The following is a 19,939-nucleotide window of genomic DNA, read 5'->3' as shown; positions in this document are numbered from 1 at the left end:
CGGAGGACTGGTCTTTAAGTCTCGATTTGGTGATATATTTTGCTATTCAATCGATATATACAATTATTCAATCGATATATGTTGCTATCCGACCGATAAACACAATTATCCAATCGATAAATGCAAAAAAGCCATCTCCGCGAATACTTCCGCTAGAGATGGCTTTCAATTTTCACTTTAATTTCTGCAAAATGACGACTTTTAAGTAATTAAATTCCGGGAAGTCGCGGTTTGCGCGGAAGTCCTTCGGCAATGAAGACTCTTCCAGAACTTTGTATCTCGAGCCTGCATCTTCAAATCCTTTGGCAATGAATGTCTTGAACTTCTTCATGCTAAAGCTTGCATTGTTTGTCGAAGCAATGATGATGCCGTTTTTTTCAGTAATTGCAATTGCATCCATGATCAGAGCTGGATAATCTTTTGCTGTACTGAACGTGTATTTCTTGGATCGGGCAAAACTTGGTGGATCCAGGACAACGACGTCGAATTTCAATTCATGACGCTTTGCGTACTTGAAGTATTCAAAAACATCCATCACTTGGATATTCTGCGCTTCATAGTCAATCGCGTTGACACTGAACTGCTCAATCGTTTTAGCTAAACTGCGTTTCGCCAAGTCAACACTTGTCGTCTCGCGCGCGCCGCCGAGAACAGCTGCCACTGAAAATGCGCCCGTATAGGAAAACGTATTCAACACATGCTTGCCTTCCGAGTATTTAACTTTCAACGCTTTACGTACATCACGCTGATCAAGGAAAATACCTGTCATTGCCCCATCGTTCAAGTCGACCGCAAAGTTCATACCGTTCTCTTTCACGATAATCGGGAAATCGCCAGGCTCACCTTTAACAAAATCATCCTGCTCGATATATTGGCCCTTTGTATCGAAACGCTTCTTCTCGTAGACAGCCTTATAGTCCATGATTTTATCCAACACACCATACACGTGATGCTTCATTGAATAAATTCCTTCGCTATACCAGCTCACCATCAGATAGCCGTCGAAATAGTCAATTGTCAGGCCGCCGATTCCGTCGCCTTCGCCATTGAACATACGGAATGCTGTCGTTCTCTCATCTTCAAAGAACGATTCACGTCTTTCCATTGCAGCAGCAATTTTCGACTCGAAAAACGGAAAGTCAATTTCCTCTTTGTCATCTCTTGTCAAAACCCAACCGATACCTTTGTTTTGATTGCCATAATAACCTTTTGCAACGAATTTACGGAACTTGTCCACTAGGCGGATAATCGTGCCCTCTTCGCGCAACACGTCGGGATTCATCACAGCTTCCTTTAAAATCAACGGATAGCCCTTTTTCAAGGCTGCAATACTTTGGGCGTTCACTTGTACATCAACTGTTTTAGTCATTTTGTCATCCTCTTTACATCATTTTTTTCATTATCTCACTTAAAAGTAAAAAAAGCTTCTCCTATAGTTGAGAAGCTTTCCTTCTTCATCATGCGAGCAGTCGGAACGCCAAACTTTTCCAGAGTCCCATCCGAATCGGACGTTCCGCTTGCTGCCCTCTTACTGATCGTAAATAGTTTTGTAATTTCCCTTCATAGACAAGATGCATGTGAGGCAAGTATGCCAGATGGTGCGGCATCGTTAAGCAAGGGTTCGTCATAAGACGATGCGTTTCGCTTTCTTGCATGACCGTTGCAACAAATTGCGAGCAAAAGTATGCCCGTTTACGTATGATTTCTCTATTCAGCGCCACGCCGAACAAACCGATAAAGTTGTATTTATACTCATCCTGATTCATTTCGAACTGGACAATTTTTTGACGGATCCGCACATACGCTTCCGTCGAAACTTCACATCGATACACTGCACAAACGGATTGTTCAAAAATGCCCGCTCCCACATTTTCGCGGACAAATCCACCTAAAAACGGATTGTATTGCTGCTTCCGTCCGAAACTGTATATTTCGGTCAATTGCTCGTCAAATGCGATGGATGCATGGTTCAAATCCTTCTGGGTATACATCCCAATCGCTTTGGACAGCAATGTGCCGGTATCTGTCAGTACTATATAGATTGTTTTCGTCATTCTCCCAACCCCTAACTCTTCTCTCTACAAGTATGTACAATCTCTCCCAGAAGCTAAACGGTCTGCAGATGGAACCTTACTAAGCCCTAAGTTGCAGTTGTTTACAGATATAACATACAAAATTTTTCTCTATATGTATTATACGTGTCAACTATGCTTGGAGTTTCACTAGATTGAAAATTTCAACGTATGTATGAAAGAAAAAAAGGCGAAAGGTGGTTGAATTAAACAAACATCTATTGCTGGTTTTCCTATTATACTACGAATCACACCAACATTCCCTCTTTTCTTGAAAATAAAAAATACCGCATGGATTCCCCACACGGCATTCGCATTCATTTTTAAAAAACAGCTCTTGCGTAAAGTCCATAAAACGTTTCAAAAGTCCATATCTCTCTAGATAAGTCCATAAGTCTTCACAAAAGTCCATATTTGCATCCAGAAGTCCAAAATCCTTCGCTTACTTCCCAGCATACACCTTCATCGCATCCCGCATGAATTCCGCCAAACCTTCCCCGAACTTGTCAATATTCTTCATAAAACGCTCATCCGCCACATACATTTCACCTAGACTTTCAAAAGCTTCCAACGAGTAATTACCGATTTTGTTCAAAAATGTGTACCATTCCCCGATGGTCTCTTGCGCTTCGGCGGAGGCAGGATCTGTATAACGTAGCTCTGCAAGCTTGAAATAAATGCGATTCATATCCTCCTTAGCCTCTTTTCCAAAACTCTCAACATTCTTATTTGCTTTATCGACAGCTTCGTTCCCCCATCGATCTCTTGCTTCCTGTTCATATGGATTATCGCCAAGGTCAAAGCCACTAAATTTCTCTTCGTTCGTCATCTCTCTTTCTCCTCTCTCAAATTGCAGTGTCTTGTCGATCGTTTCGATCATCGAATCCAATTGCGCGCGCTTCGCTGTCAACATATTGCGTTGCAGCTCAAACGCCTCCAATCGGTTGAATGAAGGACTTTCCAACAACTCACTGATTTTTTTCAAAGGGAAGCCAAGTTCACGAAAAAACAATATTTGCTGGAGTGTTGCAACGTTTTCATCGGAATAAACCCGATAACCCGCCTCCGTTAATGTATCCGGCACGAGTAAACCAATTTCATCATAATGGTGAAGTGTGCGCACACTAACACCCGATAATTCAGCCACTTCTTTCACTTTCATGCTACTAGCCTCCCTTCATTACTTACTTTAAAGTATGACGTAACGTGAGAGTCAATATGAATTTAAATGAAATGAAAAAGCACCACAGTAGTTATCAAATCCTACCCAAAAAAAGAGATCATCATGAGGGGTAATCTGCAATTGAAATACCCTCGTATTCTTACAAACTGAGCTACTTTATAAAGAATTTCTCCCATTAAATATTCTAATAATAGACAATAGAATTGGAATTCTGTATGATAAAAGAGATTATTAAAGTGGTGGTGAAGAAAATAACTTACATATTGGCTTTTTTTGCATCATTTCTTATTGTATATGGGTTAATCCCTCCATTACGGAAACTCGCATTCCATCTTGATTTTGTGGATAAACCGCAGGAAAACGTAGAACGTAAATTGCACCGTGAACCGATTCCGCTAACAGCGAGTTATGCGCTTTTCATTGGCTTTTTTTCCGTTTATCTACTCTTTACTAAAGAGATTACATGGGAAACCGGAGCACTTTTCGGAGGAGGCGTATTGCTTTTAACCATTGGAACGATTGATGACTGGTTCAAAACGAAAGGGAAGGATTTCCCTGCCTTGCCGAAATTCCTCGTGCAAGTATCCGCCGCCATTCTTGTTTTCGCTTCGGGTATAACGTTTAATGGTTTTGTAAATCCGCTATCAGGTGAATATGTCACGCTACCATTTATTCTGCAGTTCATCTTAACGATCTTATGGATATTTGGGGTGACTACGGTCATTAATTTCTCGGATGGCATGGATGGCCTCGCGGGAGGGCTTGTCGCAATTTCTGCGATTACGCTTTTTATTGTCGCTGCTGCCAAGGGTCAGCCGAATTCCGCCTTGATGGCTATTGTTTTAGTAGGCATAGCAGTCTCCTATTTACGCTTTAATAATCCACCAGCCAAAATTTTCATGGGGGATGCGGGCGCTAGCTTCCTAGGTTTTTTGTTAGCGGTCATCGCATTAGATGGAGCCTTTAAACAAGCAACAGTTCTCTCTTTGTTTATTCCTATTTTAGCACTAGGTGTGCCAATCTTTGATAATCTCTTTGTCATAGTCAAACGTTATGCGCAAGGCAAATCTATCTATGAAGCAGATGCTAGTCAAATCCATTACCGACTACTGCGTGCTGGTCTAAAACCAAAGCAGGTACTCGCCTTTTTATTTCTAGCTAGTGCATGTTTATGTCTATCTTCAATCATTTTGTTACTTGTACAAATTTAATAGGTAAGCAGTCAATCTTTCCCCACCTTAACCTGGTGGGTTTTTATTTTATAGAATTGCGACCCAAACTTCCGTCTCATACCCTACAGAACCCACGGGATGAATATATCGTTCGAAAGCATAGCTCTGACGAAGTTGAATATCTTGCCTTTGCATGAGTCTACCAAAGGCTTCAGGAATCTTTTCGACTCCACCTTCAACTTTCGCTACAATAAACTTCCCACTAGGAATCAAAACCTCTTGTGTATCAGGAATGCCCTCTGCTAACTCCGCATTAATGCCCGCTAAATAATGAAACACTCCTTCTTTTATTGCCAATGTAACTCCAAATGATTCTTCCGCTTTCGACCCACTTACTGGAGTTTCTGCATACAACTTATCCCATAGTGCCGGGATTTGTGAAGCCGACCCTTTCAATTCAAAACCTCTCACTTTAAATTCTTCTAGTATTTCAATGCGTGTTTCCATAATCCATCTCTCCTTTTCCTTATTATAATCGAATACACAAAAAGGATAAGCGGTTCACAAAATACTTGTAAACCACTCACCCTTTAAGACGGACCTACTCATAACATTAATTTATTATCTGATGATATATAGGTTTTGCAAATAAAACAACGTTATTCAATCGGCATCCAAATCTCGATTATATCTTCTGTCGAACCTGCTGGATGCACATATCGTTCGAAGTCATAGCACTCTCGCAGCTGTATGTCTTTCATTTGAATAATGAAATCGTATGCTGCTGGAATACCTGGGATGCCGCCTTCCACCTTCGCGACAACAAATTTTCCTGCCGGAATGACTACTTCATCCGTCCCAGGTAATTGTTGCGCCAACTCAGATTTCAATCCAGCTATGTAATGAATAATTTCTCCTTCCATCTTCAAACAAACGCCAAATGATTCTTCGACAACAATTCTTTCTTCACGAATGTCCCCATTCAAGATATCCCATTTAGCAGGGATGTCCGATACTGGCCCCTTCACTTCGTACCCTCTTACGACAAACCCAGCACTTTCTACAATACGTGTTTCCATTTGTTTTTCCCCCTTTGATAATAGGCGTTCAATTGCTTGTTTTGCCTCTTGTAAATCATTGATTTCACTTTCAATTTCTCGTCTTCGATTCAGTAATAGCAATCCCATCTGTTCATCCCCCTCTCGCAATATAGCAGCAAGGGACACACCGAATTTCCGTAAAGTCTTAATCCGAACAAGCTGTTGTTGCTCCTGTTGTGAATAATACCGATAGCCTGATTCGGGGTTTACATAAGCTGGATAGACAAGGCCTATTTCCTCATAATGCTTAACAGCTTTAACAGTTATCCCAACAAGACGCGCAGTTTTCCCAATGGATAACACATGATCCCTCCTTCTGCTTTCACTTTAAACGTATCCGTAAGGTACGAGTCAACAAGATATGTATGAATAATTATTAATTCGTGAAAAAAAGTGATTATCCTGCAAATGCAGTAAGATAAAAAATGGGGATTAATCAAATAGAATTTTCAGAATGTGATATACTGATGTTGATTTATCACTCAAACTTTTCGTTTTCGCTGTCACTTTTGGATAAATGGCTAATTCTATTGAATAAGCTTGAATACTTACCCCGAACTTAATGGAGGATTATATGAAAAACAATACAATAATGATACTTTATCTAACGGTTATGCTAATTCTCTCTGCATGTAATAATGTAGACGAAAACCAACCAGGAGAAAGTGCAGATGCTTCCATCAATCAAACTGAAAATAGTGATCATAAAGCTCAAATTCTAAAGGTGGATACAGACTTAGAATTTGAACATGGTTCGCATTACGTTCCAGAAGGTGTTCGTACAATGACTATTTCTGTAGAAGCAGAAAATGTTGACACGGTACTATTTTGGATAACTCCAACAGGAACAGAGACCTGGGGTGAAAGAACACTTATTGGTTACGACATAGATGGAAGTGATGGTTGGTCCACTACGTGGGAATTCGGAGATAGAATATTCCTCGACCACATTACTGTTCAGGCTTTAGGAAGTGATAGTGTCACACAGGCAAGTGAGTCAATCAATCTCCGTTCTCGTTGATGAGATTGTAAAAAGTTTTAGTGTTGGGATTATTAATGTAATAAATATGCAAAGTAATATGGAGAAGAGGGATCCTTTGGAACGAGTAAACTTTATTGATCAACAAGTTTTACAACGTGAAGCAGAAAAAACCTTCGCCTCTCCCCTAGGAATACAACTGACTGTTAAAGCTGACAGATCGTGCAGATAACTAAACATTCCATTGCACTTACTTTTAATCCGAGTCCGTATCGAAACATAGCAACGGCGTAACGAAACGTAGACTCCCCGTATCGAAACGTAGCAACGGCGTAACGAAACGTAGACTGCTCGTATCGAAACGTAGTAGCCGCATCACAACGTAAACCGTTCGTATCGAAACGTAGCACCGGCGCAACGAAACGTAGACTGCCCGTATCAAAACGTAGTAGCCGTATCACAACGTGAACTGCTCGTATCGAAACGTAGCAACGGCGCAACGGCGTAACGAAACGTAGACTGCTCGTATCGAAACGTAGTAGCCGCATCAAAACGTAAACCGTTCGTATCGAAACGTAGCACCGGCGCAACGAAACGTAGACTGCTCGTATCGAAACGTAGTAGCCGCATCAAAACGTAAACCGTTCGTATCGAAACGTAGCACCGGCGCAACGAAACGTAGACTGCTCGTATCGATACGTAGCACCGGCGTAACGAAACGTAGCGCAGAGCAATGTAAATCTACTCAAGTAATCCGCTTCATTTTTCCTTTCGATAAAAAACTTAATTTTGTTTCCGATAAAATGATCGCCGCGAGTATCAAAATAGCACCAATGCCCATCTTAAGTGTAAGTACTTCACTTAAAATGATGACAGAAAACACCATACCCCATAATGATTCCGTCGATAGGATAATTGCGGCTTTGGTTTCTGTGATGAATTTCTGAGAAACCGTCTGCAATAAAAATGCAATCGTCGTCGAAAAGATTCCTAAATAGAGTAACGACGTTAAAGCGCCTGGTTGCATACTGAAAGTAGTTTCGCCTTTCCCGAGCACAACGATAATACCTATGAAAGTCGCCATACCCATTTGCACGATTGTCAAAATAATAGGATCTTCCTGTTTCACAAACTGCGACGTGTAAAAAATATGGAACGCGAAAGCAATTGCACAGCAGAATGATAAGAAATCACCGATATTAATGTCCGCGGATAGTTGGAGCGACAACACGGCTACACCGAACATCGCTAAAAAGGCTCCCACAACTTCAAATACGTCCAGCTTTCGTTTGTATATGGCCAAACCTATAAACGGCACAATAACAACATTTACCGCTGTCAAAAATGCATTTTTTGAAGGCGTCGTATATTGCAGCCCGACCGTCTGCAACGCAAAGGCGATGTATAAAAAAATTCCTAGCACAGATCCTTTGATCAATGCGCTTTTCGAAATGACCGTTAACTTTTTGTGAAAAACTGCGCATAATAACACAACACCAATCAAAAATCGTCCTGCTAAAATTTGATATGGCGTATACGATTCTAATGCAACAGCACTTCCTACAAATCCACTACCCCAAATAATCGCTGTAATAAACAATCCGATTTCTCCAATATATTTCTTCATATGATCCCCCGTTGCCCAAGACAAGTTTTCCTTTCATTATAGCGTACCATCAACAATTGACGAGCATAAATTTCATCGACAAGAAATTTATTGTATCGTTTGCGTTATACAGGCAATCCTAACGACAAAACCAGGTTAGGAGGTATTCTTCGTGAAAAAGGCCGTTATCCTACTAATTCTTCTTGCACTTTCAGCATTTACACTTCCAACGCCATCAAGCGCCAACTCGGCAGTCAACAACGATTCTTTAAAAGACGCTTTTCTTACGATGCTGGATCCTTTCGTTTCTGATGCAATCATCGGGCATTATGGCTATGACAAATCGTATGGTCTGTTCGATGCCAAGATTGTAGATATCAAACGGGATGAACAAGGTGGATTCACATTCACTGTTGATGTGCAAGTAAACACATTTGAAACTGCAAACAATCCACCGTACGGCAAAGAGACAATTCGCTTCAACATCAATCCGACAGGAGTAGAGATGCTTAACTTCTCTCATGAAGGTGATGACGAAGAAAAGAAAATGTTAGCTTTTTATAAAGAAACACTCATTGATATTAAGCAGTCTTTTCATTTTAATTTACTACCGTACAAACGATACGACTACAACCAGCTCCGGTATAAGGCTGAAAAACAAAATGATTTCAACTCGTTAGCAGCAATTGCCGAAGAAATCGTCATGAGCATTTTGAGTCCAGAAACCGAACCTCCATTTAAGAATGTCATCAATCCCGTTACGTTCGTTAAAGACGATGAAGCGTTTATTTTATTTAAAAGAACAGACGGTACGAACTTCTACTATCAAGCAAAAATGGAGAACGGCATTTGGAAAATTATTGACAAAAGGAATGAAAAAGGAAAAAAAATGAAGAAAGAATTATTGTGGTATATGTAGAAAGAGGCGACCATGACGGCCGCCTCTTACATCATTCATTAAACTGTAATCCCTTCCAATTCGTGATGTCTTCTTCCAATGGAATTTGAGCAGCACGCGCTTTCACTGCAGCGAAGAAGAATAATACGACTAAGAAAATAGAAATGACTGTTGCACCTATATAAGCTACGTTCATCGGTAAACCGAATCCGATTGTCGCGTTCAATATATACGTAGTCGTCGCCATAAGCATGAAAGTTCCAGGTATTAAAGCAACCCAGTAATTCTTCTTGGCAATGAACAGATACATCGCTCCGACGAATAATGCGATAACTGCTGTCGATTGGTTTGCCCACGAGAAGTAGCGCCATAAGATATTAAAATCGACTTGTGTCAAAATGATTGAAACTGCGAACAATGGTACAGCAATCCATAGACGGCTTGTAATTTTAGCCTGTGGGAACTTGATATAGTCCGCGATGATCATACGTGCACTTCGGAACGCCGTATCACCTGAAGTGATTGGAAGAATGATTACTCCTAGAATTGCAAGTGTTCCACCAACTGCCCCAAGCATCATTGTAGAAGCTTCACTTACGATTAACGCTGGTCCTCCTGCTGCAAGCATTTCATTCAACCCGCCGTAGCCGTTGAATAAAGCCATTCCTGCTGCTGCCCAGATCATTGCAATAATCGCTTCAGCAATCATCATTCCGTAGAAAATTTTACGTCCTTGTCCTTCTTTTTGTGTCGTACGTGAAATGATCGGTGACTGTGTCGCATGGAAACCTGAAAGTGCTCCACAAGAAATCGTCAAGAACAATAACGGGAAGATCGGCAAGTTGTCAGGGTGGAAGTTCGTTAACGACAATTCTGGAATTGAAACCCCTTTAACAAGCATCATACCCCCGACCCCTACTGCACTGATGATTAACAATGCACCGAAAACCGGGTAGAAACGGCCAATGATTTTATCGATTGGCATTAATGTAGCCAATATATAATAACCGAAGATCAGTGTCACGATAATACCCATCGCCATCCAACCGTTCATCAGATTATAGAGTAATCCGGCCGGTGCAGAAACAAACACAGTACCCACAAGTAATAATAGAAGAATTGCAAATGCATTCACTACGTGTTTCATGAATTTCCCCAAGAATTTACCTGCTAGCTCCGGCAAATGCGCTCCACGATTACGGATGGAAATCATACCCGTCAAATAGTCATGCACTGCTCCTGCAAAAATTGCGCCAACAACGATCCAGATGAAAGCGATTGGTCCATAAAGCGCTCCCATAATCGGTCCGAAAATCGGGCCTACCCCTGCAATATTCAAAAGCTGTATGAGCGAGTTTTTCTTCGTGCTCATCGGTACATAATCTACGCCATCCCCACTCGTATAAGCCGGTGTCGCACGGTCTTCCTTCACTCCAAACATTTTCTCAATAAATTTACCGTACGTGAAATACCCCACTATCAATAAGACAATCCCAAATAAAAACGTGTACACTATTCATTTCCCCTTCCCTGAATGTTAGCGGTTTCATTCAGTTTAGAGTAAATGTTCTAAAAACGGTCATTTTTTTCCTAACATGCTCTAAATGAAGATTAACATGTATATTTGTCGAATTAACGTGTAATTTGCTAGACTTCCAACTGTTGCCGCAAATCACGGACATAATTTCTGCTGACCGACAATTTCTCAGTGCGACCATCTAGTTCAAGTTGATAGGCTCCGTTAAACCATGGCGTCAGCCGTTTCACATGCTGCAAATTGACAATATACCCTTTATGTATGCGGAAAAATGAAAAAGGCATTAATCTACTTTCAAGCTCTTTCAATGACGTTCGTAACTCGTATTCATTGCCTTTAGTCAACACTTTCGTCACTTTTTCATCACGGAACATGTAAAGGATTTCCTGGATCGGAATATAATCAATTTCCCCGTCCTTTTCGACGGCCAATTTCCCCGGTCGTCCAACTGTGCCAATTTGCTCTTTCGGCAATAACTTGTCCTGTATCCGAATGACTGCTTGCTTCACTTGCTCTTCATCATACGGTTTCAATAGATAATCAATCGCATTGATGCGAAACGCTTCCGCGGCAAATTGAGGATACGCTGTCGCAAAGACGATGAGAGGCACTTTCTTTAGCTCCATTAATGCTTTCGCAGCTTCCATGCCATTCATCTTGGGCATCTCCACGTCCAAAAACAGCACATCTGGCTGCAACTGAATCGCTTTCATAATTGCGGACTCCCCTGAATCCGCCTCTCCTACGACTTGTATAAATGGTTGTTGTTCCAGCAAAAAAATCATTTCTTCACGTGCATACCGTTCATCATCTACAACGAGGACTTTGATTGTCCGGTTCATACCGCCACCCCCATTTTCGGAATTTGGAATGAAATTTCCGTTCCCTGCTCATTGCGGCTTTCAATATGCAATGCGGACTCATTACCAAATGTCATCTTCAGTCGCCGGTTCACATTATAAAGCCCCATCCCAGTACCTGTTTCCGATTCTATTACATTTTCACAAAGCAATGACAAACGTTCTTTTGTAATGCCCGCTCCATTATCTTGAATGATGATATCGATGGACTCACCACTATCTTTAATACTGATTTGTACGATACTACCCTTCTCCATATCTTTAATGCCATGCTTTATCGCATTTTCAACAAGCGGTTGTAGTGTGAGCGGCGGGATCGATTCTTGCAGAATGGAAGGATCCACATCTATACGCACTTTTAATTTATCAATAAACCGCGCCTCTTCAATTTTCAGATAGGCTTCCACATGAGCAAGTTCCTGTTCAAGTGTCACTTTCTTCGCAGTCGTCCCTTCTAGATTCTGTCTCAGGAAGTACGATAAAGACATTAATAACTTACGCGCTTCGTCAGGGTTCGTCCGTATAAGCGAAACGATGATATTCATTGAATTGAACAGAAAATGCGGACTGATTTGTGCCTGAAGCGCTTTAATTTCTGCATCTTTTGCTAATTGATAGGCATGCTCCGCTTCAGCAATTTCGATTTGATTGCTTAATAAAGAACTTAAACCTGCAATAAGTTCGATTGTCACGTTCGTAATCGCCTTTTCAGATGGATAGTACAATTTCAACGTTCCGATCGTTTCATCCCGCAGCTTAAGTGGAGCGATTACGACTGCACCTAACGGACAATCTTCCTGAACACAGTGAATGGTCTTTTCACCAGCAACAAGGAGTTGTCCATGAATGAGGACTTCCTTTGTCACAGCTGTTTGCAAGTCACTATTTGCTTTGTGATGATCGTCTGCCATCCCCACATGCGCAAGGATTTCAGTTTTGTTCGTCATGGCGACTGCGCTCGGTTGCAATTCACGGAACAGAATCGTACAGACAGCATTGGCCGTTTCAACATTCATGCCTTTTCGCAAATAGCCGAGTGTCTGGTCTGCGATACGCAACGTTTTTTGAGCTTGAAGCGCAGTCGCTTTCTCCTGGTCACTAATAACGTTATAGACGATTAGCATGAATATCGCTGTCCCAATACCATTTGCAAGAATCATTGGAAGTCCGATTGTCTGAACGAGTGACCATGCTTTTTCAAACGGCTCGGCAATGAGCAGAATCAAGCCCATCTGGAGGGTTTCAGCAAAAGCACCGATACCAAAAGCGGTCATCGGCTTTATATGTTTGCCGCGTTTATAAAAAGCTGCGGCTAAGATTCCCGAAATGATTGTCGAGAGACCGCATGATATTGCAGTAAACCCGCCGAGCGACATCCTATGTAATCCGGCAATCAAACCTGCACCGATACCGACACGATAACCACCAAGAAGGCCTGCTACGACAATTCCGATAACGCGTGAATTGGCGATTGCTTCATCCGTTTTCAATTCAATAGCTACGCTATTGAAGTTCAGTGTCTGCGTATTGAATGCAACCCCAAAATACGTGCCAATGATGCCAAAGAACCCGAAAAACAGAATCGCTGTGATTTCCTGTTTTCGGGACAGCAAGTCTTGATGCACCATATTTTTAAAGAATCGGAAGCGCGTGAGGATGAATGCCACCGCCACGATTGTGCCGACCCGCTCCAGCATGATCACAAGTAAATCCAACATTGTCATCTCCCATCTACTTGCGAAGTTTGACATAAGTATACTTCATTTTATGTGTGTTATAAATCATTATTTTCAGTCAACAGTTTCAATTTTTTCATTTTTTAGATTCCTGCAGCAAAGTTCTGGTATACTTGTGTTAGATTCTAATTTTTCAGAAGTCAACAAACGGGCCAGATTAAAGAAAAAGGGGCGAGGTTTATGGGCGATAGGTTTGAACTAAGTTTTAAAAATAAAGTAGTTAGAATGCTTTTCTTTATTATGGTGCCGACTATTGTAGCAGTAATATTACTTCCGCTAATCACAGAGATTCCAACAATATATATGACATTTTTACCCCTAGTATCTTGGTCTGTTTTTTTATTTGGCTTTACTTTTATAAAAGAAAACTAAAGAAGACAGAATCTGTTGCTTAATGTATCTACCTTTAAATATTATTGTTCCTATATTTTTAACAGCAAATGGACGCGATTGTGTAACAAGTAACTACAACAGAATACGGCAAGTAAAAACGCACAGGTGTGATGTAACACTGTGCGTTTTTAATGCTTTTTATGCTGTTAATTATGGTGCGAATCATATGCTGATTAGGATATAAAATGATGTGTTTTAACGTTTTCTCCCCATCAACCGAACCCGTTAGTGAAAGAGGTATTTGTTATTTCTGCTTTCTATCAATCAACATTTGAAACGTTAGGAGTTTGAAAGCGCAGATTGAAAGTCATAGTTAAAATTATTAAATTTTCTAGCCCTTCCGAATTATTTTTTATGAAGTTGAAGTAGAACAACTAAATAATTATATTTGTGCTATAATTGTAATATTCAATATTATAGAACGAGAAAGGAGCAGAATGAATTGTTTCGGTTGAAAAAATTAGTTATAGTTTTTATTATGGTATTATTTGTTTTACCTTCGATGAAAGTTGAAGAGGTGCAAGCAGCGTCGGGTGGGTATGATTGGGGGAAATTTAGAGTTATTGGATATGATTATCAGACTTCAGGATCTGCTGTACGCGGTTTGCAATCCTTTCTTTATGCCACTGAATATAATTCTATAAAATTTGATCAATCGGGAGGGATTGATGGTGTTTTTGGACAAACAACATATACAGTTTTGAGAGATTTTCAATCTAAAAATAGTCTTGTTGTAGATGGTATAGCTGGGGCTGCCACATGGAAAAAATTCAAACAAAAATCATGGTGGATTAATTCTTACACATTGAATTATCATGATTCTTTGACAAATCTTCATGTGTATGTAAATGAGCTAGATCAAAGCAATATTCATTATAGGCTGGAAGCATGTCCACCAGTTAGTGGAAGTTGTACCCTATTATCTAGCGGTAAAATTCATCCGTAGTAAGATGAATTTCATAAAAAAGAATGGGATGTGAAGTGTAGTGAAAAAAAATAAATTTACTATTTTAACCTTACTAGTTGTTGTTGGTTTGGCAGGATCTATTTTTGTATATACAAACGCTTACAACGCAGATGAAATAAACGGAAATGAAGTAGATACAGAGTTGAAAAATCAAGCCTCATTGGTTGATGAAAAAAGAGAAGTTGTTACTTCGGACAATGATTCTGAAGAAATAAATTATCGGGAACTGGTCAATTCTGATATTGAGAAAAATATTAATTTAAATTTAACGATTGAAAATGATTTTGATAAAATACAAAGAACTGCAGACATTGAAATTGAGAAACAGGATGACATGGAAATGATTAAAACAGTATATACTAATACTGAAACAGGAAAGAGTATTTTGGTCGCACAATCAACAAATGAATTAGGTAATGCAGAGAAATATGCAGATGAAATAAAGAACAAATGGTATACAGGTGAAAAATTAGAAGAATTACTTGTGAAAGATTACCGGGCGATTGTTCGTCAAGGATCAGAGGATGAAAGTGGACTCTATGTTGTCACAAATGATTATGTATATAGTTTTATAGGCGATAGGCTTGATGTTCTATTGGAATTAGCCGAAAAAACACCCTTTAAATAAGGTGTAAGGTTTGCTTTTTAGTATCCTCCTGACCGTTTCATTTTTGAAATGGTTAGGAGGAATTTTTTCGCCTAAAATAATCAGATCCTACATGTGTACTTTTGCGAAATGTAGGTACGTACTTGGACAATAGTTGTATTGATGGGACTCTTGATGTGAGTGAAGCTATGACTTCTGGTGATTATTCTAAAAGAATTAATGACTTAATTGGCGAAAAGGGATTTTCGTATAAAATCAATTCTCTTTGGTACGAGGATATAATTGAAGACACACCATCAAATACCAACCAAGTTCGAAAAAACACTCGATTTGCATGATTACCCATCCTACTTTTGTTTTTGATAATAAAGGTATTGTTTTACTTACAAACCAATTAGAAGAGGTAGAGGATTATTTATTAGGCAGTACTAAAAAGTAGTAACTCGTACTACAATCGGGCGCTATTCTCGTAAACTACTCACTTAGTTGATTGTAGTGGAAGACGGACGACTCCTGCGGGAATAGCATGAGCAGAAGACCCCGCAGGAGCGAAGCGACGAGGAGGCTGAAGCCATGCCCGCGGAAAGCGTGCCGTCTGGAACAGAAATCAACGTGGTCAAACCTTATGCCTTTAAAGGGCGCACTAGTTGAAGATCATCGAGATGCTAATGCAACTTTTTATCTTTTTAAATTAACATAGTATGCCTGTTTTTTTATCACTTAAGAAAGATGGATTATCTAAAAAAAAGCCATTCCCTCCACAAGCGGAGAAAATGACTTTCCTTCATAACTATCAAAACTACTGATTACAGTTTTGCCCAACGTTCCTCTAACCAGTTCATAAATTGTGCACCTTTATCGCCTTCATACGCATCAAAGACATCTATACGCATACGTTTTAGTTTATCAGCAAAGTCTTCTACTGTATGGTCCTTCGGCAAACTCTTTTTCACTCGCAGGAAAATTTTGTCTGTACCTTTGATAATATCAAAACGTGCGGGTGATGGCTTCTCAACGTCCTCGCCAAATGCTACAAGTGCTTCATAGGCTGCTATTTGCACTTTGCTGACAGTATCGTGCTGCATGCGATTTTTTAATAAATCTATGATTTTGTCATGTTTATAAGCCGATAACATTGTGACTGCTTCTAAACGCTCACGCCAGCTAGACGTATAGTTGGCCTGTTTTTTTAATGATTCATACTGCTCGGGTAATGCTGTTTCAAACTGTTCCAAGTACTTACACCTCTTTTTCTAACTAGAGGAAAAATGACTTCTTCTTCCGCTTCTTTTATTATACGTTGTCTAGGGAAAAATAGCGATGAATCGCAGGGAACGATAGATAATGGCTGCAGCTAGTTAGATAAAACTTTTAACAATTTCAGTTACAGTTCCTCTTGTAGTTTCATGTACGCTTTCACCCGCCCAAAGTGACATGAATTCTGGTCGTCCTTGCGTTGCCGCTTCGCTCCGGATCTTTTTCGTCAGATCGTTCTGGATAGGATATGGCGCAATTGGCGTATTTGCCATCATTGTGATGAATGGATTTAGAATTCCTCGCGCTGCTTTTCCCGAGAAAGCTTTCGTCAGAACTGTGCATCCTTCCTCGGCATTCAGTACTGCTTGTTTATACAATGGATGTGCCCCACTTTCTTCAGTTGCAAGAAGTGCTGTACCCAACTGGATGGCTTGTGCGCCTTTTTCGAGCATGAGATCCATTTGCTCTTTATTCGCAATACCACCAGCCGCAATGACTGGTATGTGGACTTTCGCAACAACTTCCGTCACCAATTTCCCCAGGGGAACTAACGCTTCCCCGATGAATGAACCACGATGTCCGCCTGCTTCTTTGCCTTGTGCTACAACCGCATCCATTCCACTTTCTTCAGCAAGTATTGCCTCTTCTACTGAAGTCGCCGTGCCGATTAGGAAAATGTTGTGCTCTTTCAGCTTTCGGACAATCGCTTCACTTGGAAGTCCGAATGTGAATGAACAGATTGTAATGCCTTCCTCAATGATGACATCAATTTGCTCATCAAAGCAGGATTCAGATAGAGGCGCTTTCCAAAAAGGCATTCCGAGTTTTTCACCAATCGGCTGCAATGCTAAGTATGCTTGCCGGAGTAGTTCCTGATCCATCTCCAATTCTTCGGGTGCGAATAGATTGACCGCAAATGGTTTGTCGGTCAGCTTCCGAGTGTTCCGGATTGCTCCTCGTGTCGCTTCAGCGGATAAATACCCTGCCCCTACAGAACCTAAAATCCCTGCATTTGCGCTTGCCGCCACAAATTCTGGTGTCGTCACTCCTGCCATAGGTGCCTGTATGATAGGATGCTCAATTTTAAAGTCATTTAAGAAGTTCATGGACATTCACCCCTTTACTTTTTATCCTTCCGGAAATCATAGATGTCTTTCCGCACGTCAAGCTTGATGCTATTTAAGAATATTGTAAAGCCATCCACTCATTTCTGAATCGGCACATACCCGGTCTTTTCGATGATTTCCTGACCTTGATCAGACAGTATCCACTCTAGAAAAGCTTCTACGTGCGGATTGTCACTTCCCGCCGTTACCGCATAGAACTCGTTGGTAATTGGATATTCTCCAGAACGGATTGTGTCGACAGTCGGTTCCACACCATTCACTTGGAGCAGGCGGATCTTATTGTTCTTCACCATTTGGGAGGAGTAATATCTGAACGTATAACCGATAGCATTATTATGGTTTTTATAATCAGCGACTTCACCGATGACCGTGCCCATGAGAGACGCAATATCTTCCGTTGGGGGCTTCATGATCACCGTTGTACCCATGAATTTCTGAAGTGCTGTTTGGCTGCCACTGTTTTCAGGCCGTTGAAATGCACGAATTGTTTCATTTTTCCCGCCGACTTCTTGCCAATTTGTTATTTTCCCAGCATAGATTCCTTTCAATTCATCCACATCCAATGACTCAACAGGGTTTTTAGAATTGATGAAGAACACAAACGCTTCTTTTCCAATCGGCGTCAATTTTAGTTCCTTTCCTGCATCCTTTGCCTCTTTGAGCTGATTGGCAGACGGACTAAGTACAAAAGCAATATCAGCAGTACCATTAATGACATTCGTGTATGCCTGACCTGTACGGTTCGACATGACTTCACTGCCATGTACAGCATAATCTGCTTCCGGATAAACCGCCTGGGCGAATGCGGAATAGATTGGATATAGTGCAGTTGCACCGTCGATTATCGGCAAATCGTCCTCTATTTTTAGCGTAGCCGGTTCATCGAGTATCACTGCCTTTGTATTCTTTTGAAACGGCTTATACTCTTCCACTTCGAGTGATCCATCACTAATAACTTTACGCGTTTTATCGTAAAGGTCGGGCGTGATGAATATCAAAGCAATCACCATTAGTACGCCCGCACCCATAAAAAAGTACTTCTTAAATCGATGCAACTCAAACCGGGCCATGACGAGAAATCCGCCGAGTGCTAAATAGGCTGCTATCGCAAGTGGAAAAATAAACCGTGAATCTGAAAAGTATGAGATGAAAACAACAATCGCAACGATTGGAAACACCAGTGCCATGATGAATGCGACGGATAGGATTCCCCAAAAGGTTTTCAATGATTTTCCTCCTAAACTATGGAAAGCTTCTTTCTAATAGAATAGCATATTTTTAATTATTAAAAAACGGTGTCAAAAGCATTACGCTTTTGACACCGTTCTTTTGGGATTATGCAGTTCCTAACTCTACACCACGTTCTTTTAAATACTGCCTATAAGCAATACTCATCCGATCGCAAACAAGTGAAAGTTCGACTTGCAGATCAAGTGGCAATTCTTCAGGTTTTTGGTTTTCAACAATCGGTTTATCTTGTGCAAAAATATCGTCTTGGAATTTGATGATTGCTTCATCTGTTAAGCCCGTTTCATAATTAAACGATAAAATTCCGTATGCAACCGAGCGTTCTTCATCTATAGGTCGTACCGTCAAAAGAATCGTCATCAGCGTATCATTTTCCTTATCCCTCTTTGTGAAACTTACTGTGAAAGGGCTGTGGATTTCATACGTATAGTAGACATATTTCGGAATACCCGACCCATCTGGATCCGGTTGGAAAATCGCGATTTCATCAGTGAAAATACGATTTCCTTCATGATGCACTTTATAATCCATAACTTCCCGGTGCGTTTCCGTTCCTAGAGAACCTTCGTGCACAACAGCAAGATGGCCGACATCGAGGAAGTTTTCAATGATACGAGGCGGCTTCGCAAAAACTTCTTGCGGTCCCCAAATGACATTGTGATAATCATTGGAAGCCATCGGTTTGTAGTCAAAGATAGCAGGTTCATTCCCCGCAAAGTTCACCCAAATGAGACCGTATTTCTCGATACAACTATACGATGAAGCTTTCGCTTTCTTCGGGATCGCACGTCCTTCTGGCAATTGTGGAATATGGACACATTTCCCTTCCTCATCATATTCCCATGCATGATAAGGACAGACGAGGCAATCGTTTTTCACTTCACCTAAAGACAAAGCTGCCCCTCTATGGATACATAAATCCCTGAATGCATGTACCCCTTTACTATTGCGGAATACGGCAAGGCGCTCTCCCATTAATTTGACTTGAATTGGTTTATCCTTCACGTCTTCAGATCGGCAAGCAACGAGCCAGTCTTCCAACAATACTTGATCCTGTATCATGATGTCATTTCCTCCTGACGTGTTTTCGTGCTTTTAGTTTACCGAATGAAGGTGATAATCGTCAAGTCTAATATACGAACGAATAAAAACTTTATCATATTATTATTCGGATTCTATATACAAAGTGCCTTGTTT

Annotated in this window: 18 protein-coding genes; 5 read left to right on the top strand and 13 right to left on the bottom strand. The window is 40.7% G+C overall.

Annotation, left to right across the window (positions count from 1 at the left end; genetic code table 11):
* Positions 1 to 172: 172 nt before the first annotated feature.
* From H9649_RS04340 to H9649_RS04330, 3 genes are all read right to left on the bottom strand, one after another.
* On the bottom strand, positions 173 to 1,369 hold the full coding sequence (locus H9649_RS04340; protein ID WP_191693490.1) for a class I SAM-dependent rRNA methyltransferase: 1,197 nt from the start codon (positions 1,367 to 1,369) through the stop codon (positions 173 to 175).
* An 88-nt stretch (positions 1,370 to 1,457) separates the two neighbouring features.
* Positions 1,458 to 2,054: a hypothetical protein gene (locus H9649_RS04335; RefSeq protein ID WP_191693489.1), complete on the bottom strand. Its 597-nt coding sequence runs from the start codon at positions 2,052 to 2,054 to the stop codon at positions 1,458 to 1,460.
* Positions 2,055 to 2,514: 460 nt separating this feature from the next.
* Positions 2,515 to 3,234 carry a MerR family transcriptional regulator gene (locus tag H9649_RS04330; RefSeq protein WP_191693488.1) on the bottom strand — a complete coding sequence of 240 codons (720 nt, stop codon included), beginning with the start codon at positions 3,232 to 3,234 and terminating at the stop codon, positions 2,515 to 2,517.
* Positions 3,235 to 3,470: 236 nt separating this feature from the next.
* On the opposite strand from H9649_RS04330, the gene H9649_RS04325 reads away from it, so the two are divergent.
* Entirely contained in the window at positions 3,471 to 4,466 is a 996-nt protein-coding gene (locus H9649_RS04325; protein ID WP_191693487.1) for an MraY family glycosyltransferase, read from the top strand.
* A 48-nt stretch (positions 4,467 to 4,514) separates the two neighbouring features.
* On the opposite strand, the gene H9649_RS04320 is transcribed toward H9649_RS04325, so the two are convergent.
* Both H9649_RS04320 and H9649_RS18025 read right to left on the bottom strand, forming a co-directional pair.
* The gene (locus H9649_RS04320) at positions 4,515 to 4,934 is read right to left on the bottom strand and encodes a GyrI-like domain-containing protein (protein ID WP_191693486.1); all 420 of its coding nucleotides are present in this window, start codon (positions 4,932 to 4,934) and stop codon (positions 4,515 to 4,517) included.
* 152 nt (positions 4,935 to 5,086) lie between these two features.
* Complete coding sequence (locus H9649_RS18025) at positions 5,087 to 5,830, bottom strand: GyrI-like domain-containing protein (RefSeq protein WP_191693485.1); 744 nt, start codon at positions 5,828 to 5,830, stop codon at positions 5,087 to 5,089.
* Between the two features lie 271 nt (positions 5,831 to 6,101).
* Here H9649_RS18025 and H9649_RS04310 point away from each other — a divergent pair, with 271 nt between their 5' ends.
* Complete coding sequence (locus H9649_RS04310; protein ID WP_225229664.1) at positions 6,102 to 6,548, top strand: hypothetical protein; 447 nt, start codon at positions 6,102 to 6,104, stop codon at positions 6,546 to 6,548.
* Between the two features lie 703 nt (positions 6,549 to 7,251).
* Here H9649_RS04310 and H9649_RS04305 read toward each other — a convergent pair.
* Positions 7,252 to 8,133, bottom strand: coding sequence for a DMT family transporter (locus H9649_RS04305; protein WP_191693484.1), 882 nt, complete (start codon positions 8,131 to 8,133; stop codon positions 7,252 to 7,254).
* A 151-nt stretch (positions 8,134 to 8,284) separates the two neighbouring features.
* Here H9649_RS04305 and H9649_RS04300 point away from each other — a divergent pair, with 151 nt between their 5' ends.
* Positions 8,285 to 9,031 carry a DUF3888 domain-containing protein gene (locus H9649_RS04300; protein WP_191693483.1) on the top strand — a complete coding sequence of 249 codons (747 nt, stop codon included), beginning with the start codon at positions 8,285 to 8,287 and terminating at the stop codon, positions 9,029 to 9,031.
* Between the two features lie 31 nt (positions 9,032 to 9,062).
* Here H9649_RS04300 and H9649_RS04295 read toward each other — a convergent pair whose 3' ends face one another.
* The 3 genes from H9649_RS04295 to H9649_RS04285 all read right to left on the bottom strand — a co-directional run bounded on the left by H9649_RS04295 (position 9,063) and on the right by H9649_RS04285 (position 13,125).
* The gene (locus H9649_RS04295) at positions 9,063 to 10,523 is read right to left on the bottom strand and encodes a carbon starvation CstA family protein (protein WP_191693482.1); all 1,461 of its coding nucleotides are present in this window, start codon (positions 10,521 to 10,523) and stop codon (positions 9,063 to 9,065) included.
* Positions 10,524 to 10,657: 134 nt separating this feature from the next.
* The gene (locus H9649_RS04290) at positions 10,658 to 11,389 is read right to left on the bottom strand and encodes a LytR/AlgR family response regulator transcription factor (protein WP_191693481.1); all 732 of its coding nucleotides are present in this window, start codon (positions 11,387 to 11,389) and stop codon (positions 10,658 to 10,660) included.
* On the bottom strand, positions 11,386 to 13,125 hold the full coding sequence (locus H9649_RS04285; protein ID WP_191693480.1) for a sensor histidine kinase: 1,740 nt from the start codon (positions 13,123 to 13,125) through the stop codon (positions 11,386 to 11,388). The genes H9649_RS04290 and H9649_RS04285 overlap by 4 nt, the downstream gene beginning before the upstream one ends.
* Positions 13,126 to 13,978: 853 nt before the next feature.
* On the opposite strand from H9649_RS04285, the gene H9649_RS18075 reads away from it, so the two are divergent.
* Both H9649_RS18075 and H9649_RS04275 read left to right on the top strand, forming a co-directional pair.
* The gene (locus tag H9649_RS18075; protein ID WP_404828701.1) at positions 13,979 to 14,482 is read left to right on the top strand and encodes a peptidoglycan-binding domain-containing protein; all 504 of its coding nucleotides are present in this window, start codon (positions 13,979 to 13,981) and stop codon (positions 14,480 to 14,482) included.
* A 40-nt stretch (positions 14,483 to 14,522) separates the two neighbouring features.
* Positions 14,523 to 15,131, top strand: a complete 609-nt coding sequence (locus H9649_RS04275) for a hypothetical protein (protein ID WP_191693479.1) — start codon at positions 14,523 to 14,525, stop codon at positions 15,129 to 15,131.
* A gap of 785 nt (positions 15,132 to 15,916) precedes the next feature.
* On the opposite strand, the gene H9649_RS04270 is transcribed toward H9649_RS04275, so the two are convergent.
* From H9649_RS04270 to H9649_RS04255, 4 genes are all read right to left on the bottom strand, one after another.
* Entirely contained in the window at positions 15,917 to 16,345 is a 429-nt protein-coding gene (locus H9649_RS04270) for a HEAT repeat domain-containing protein (protein ID WP_191693478.1), read from the bottom strand.
* A 123-nt stretch (positions 16,346 to 16,468) separates the two neighbouring features.
* A complete protein-coding gene (locus tag H9649_RS04265) occupies positions 16,469 to 17,473 on the bottom strand; it encodes an NAD(P)H-dependent flavin oxidoreductase (RefSeq protein ID WP_225229663.1) in 1,005 nt (334 codons plus the stop codon).
* A gap of 98 nt (positions 17,474 to 17,571) precedes the next feature.
* On the bottom strand, positions 17,572 to 18,720 hold the full coding sequence (locus H9649_RS04260) for a PstS family phosphate ABC transporter substrate-binding protein (RefSeq protein ID WP_225229662.1): 1,149 nt from the start codon (positions 18,718 to 18,720) through the stop codon (positions 17,572 to 17,574).
* A 109-nt stretch (positions 18,721 to 18,829) separates the two neighbouring features.
* Positions 18,830 to 19,807 (bottom strand): aromatic ring-hydroxylating dioxygenase subunit alpha, encoded by a 978-nt coding sequence (locus H9649_RS04255; RefSeq protein WP_191693645.1) that lies wholly within the window; start codon positions 19,805 to 19,807, stop codon positions 18,830 to 18,832.
* Positions 19,808 to 19,939 lie beyond the last annotated feature (132 nt).

Source organism: Sporosarcina quadrami, from assembly GCF_014836615.1.
Taxonomy (GTDB): domain Bacteria; phylum Bacillota; class Bacilli; order Bacillales_A; family Planococcaceae; genus Sporosarcina; species Sporosarcina quadrami.
This window is presented reverse-complemented; position numbering and strand designations above follow the sequence as displayed.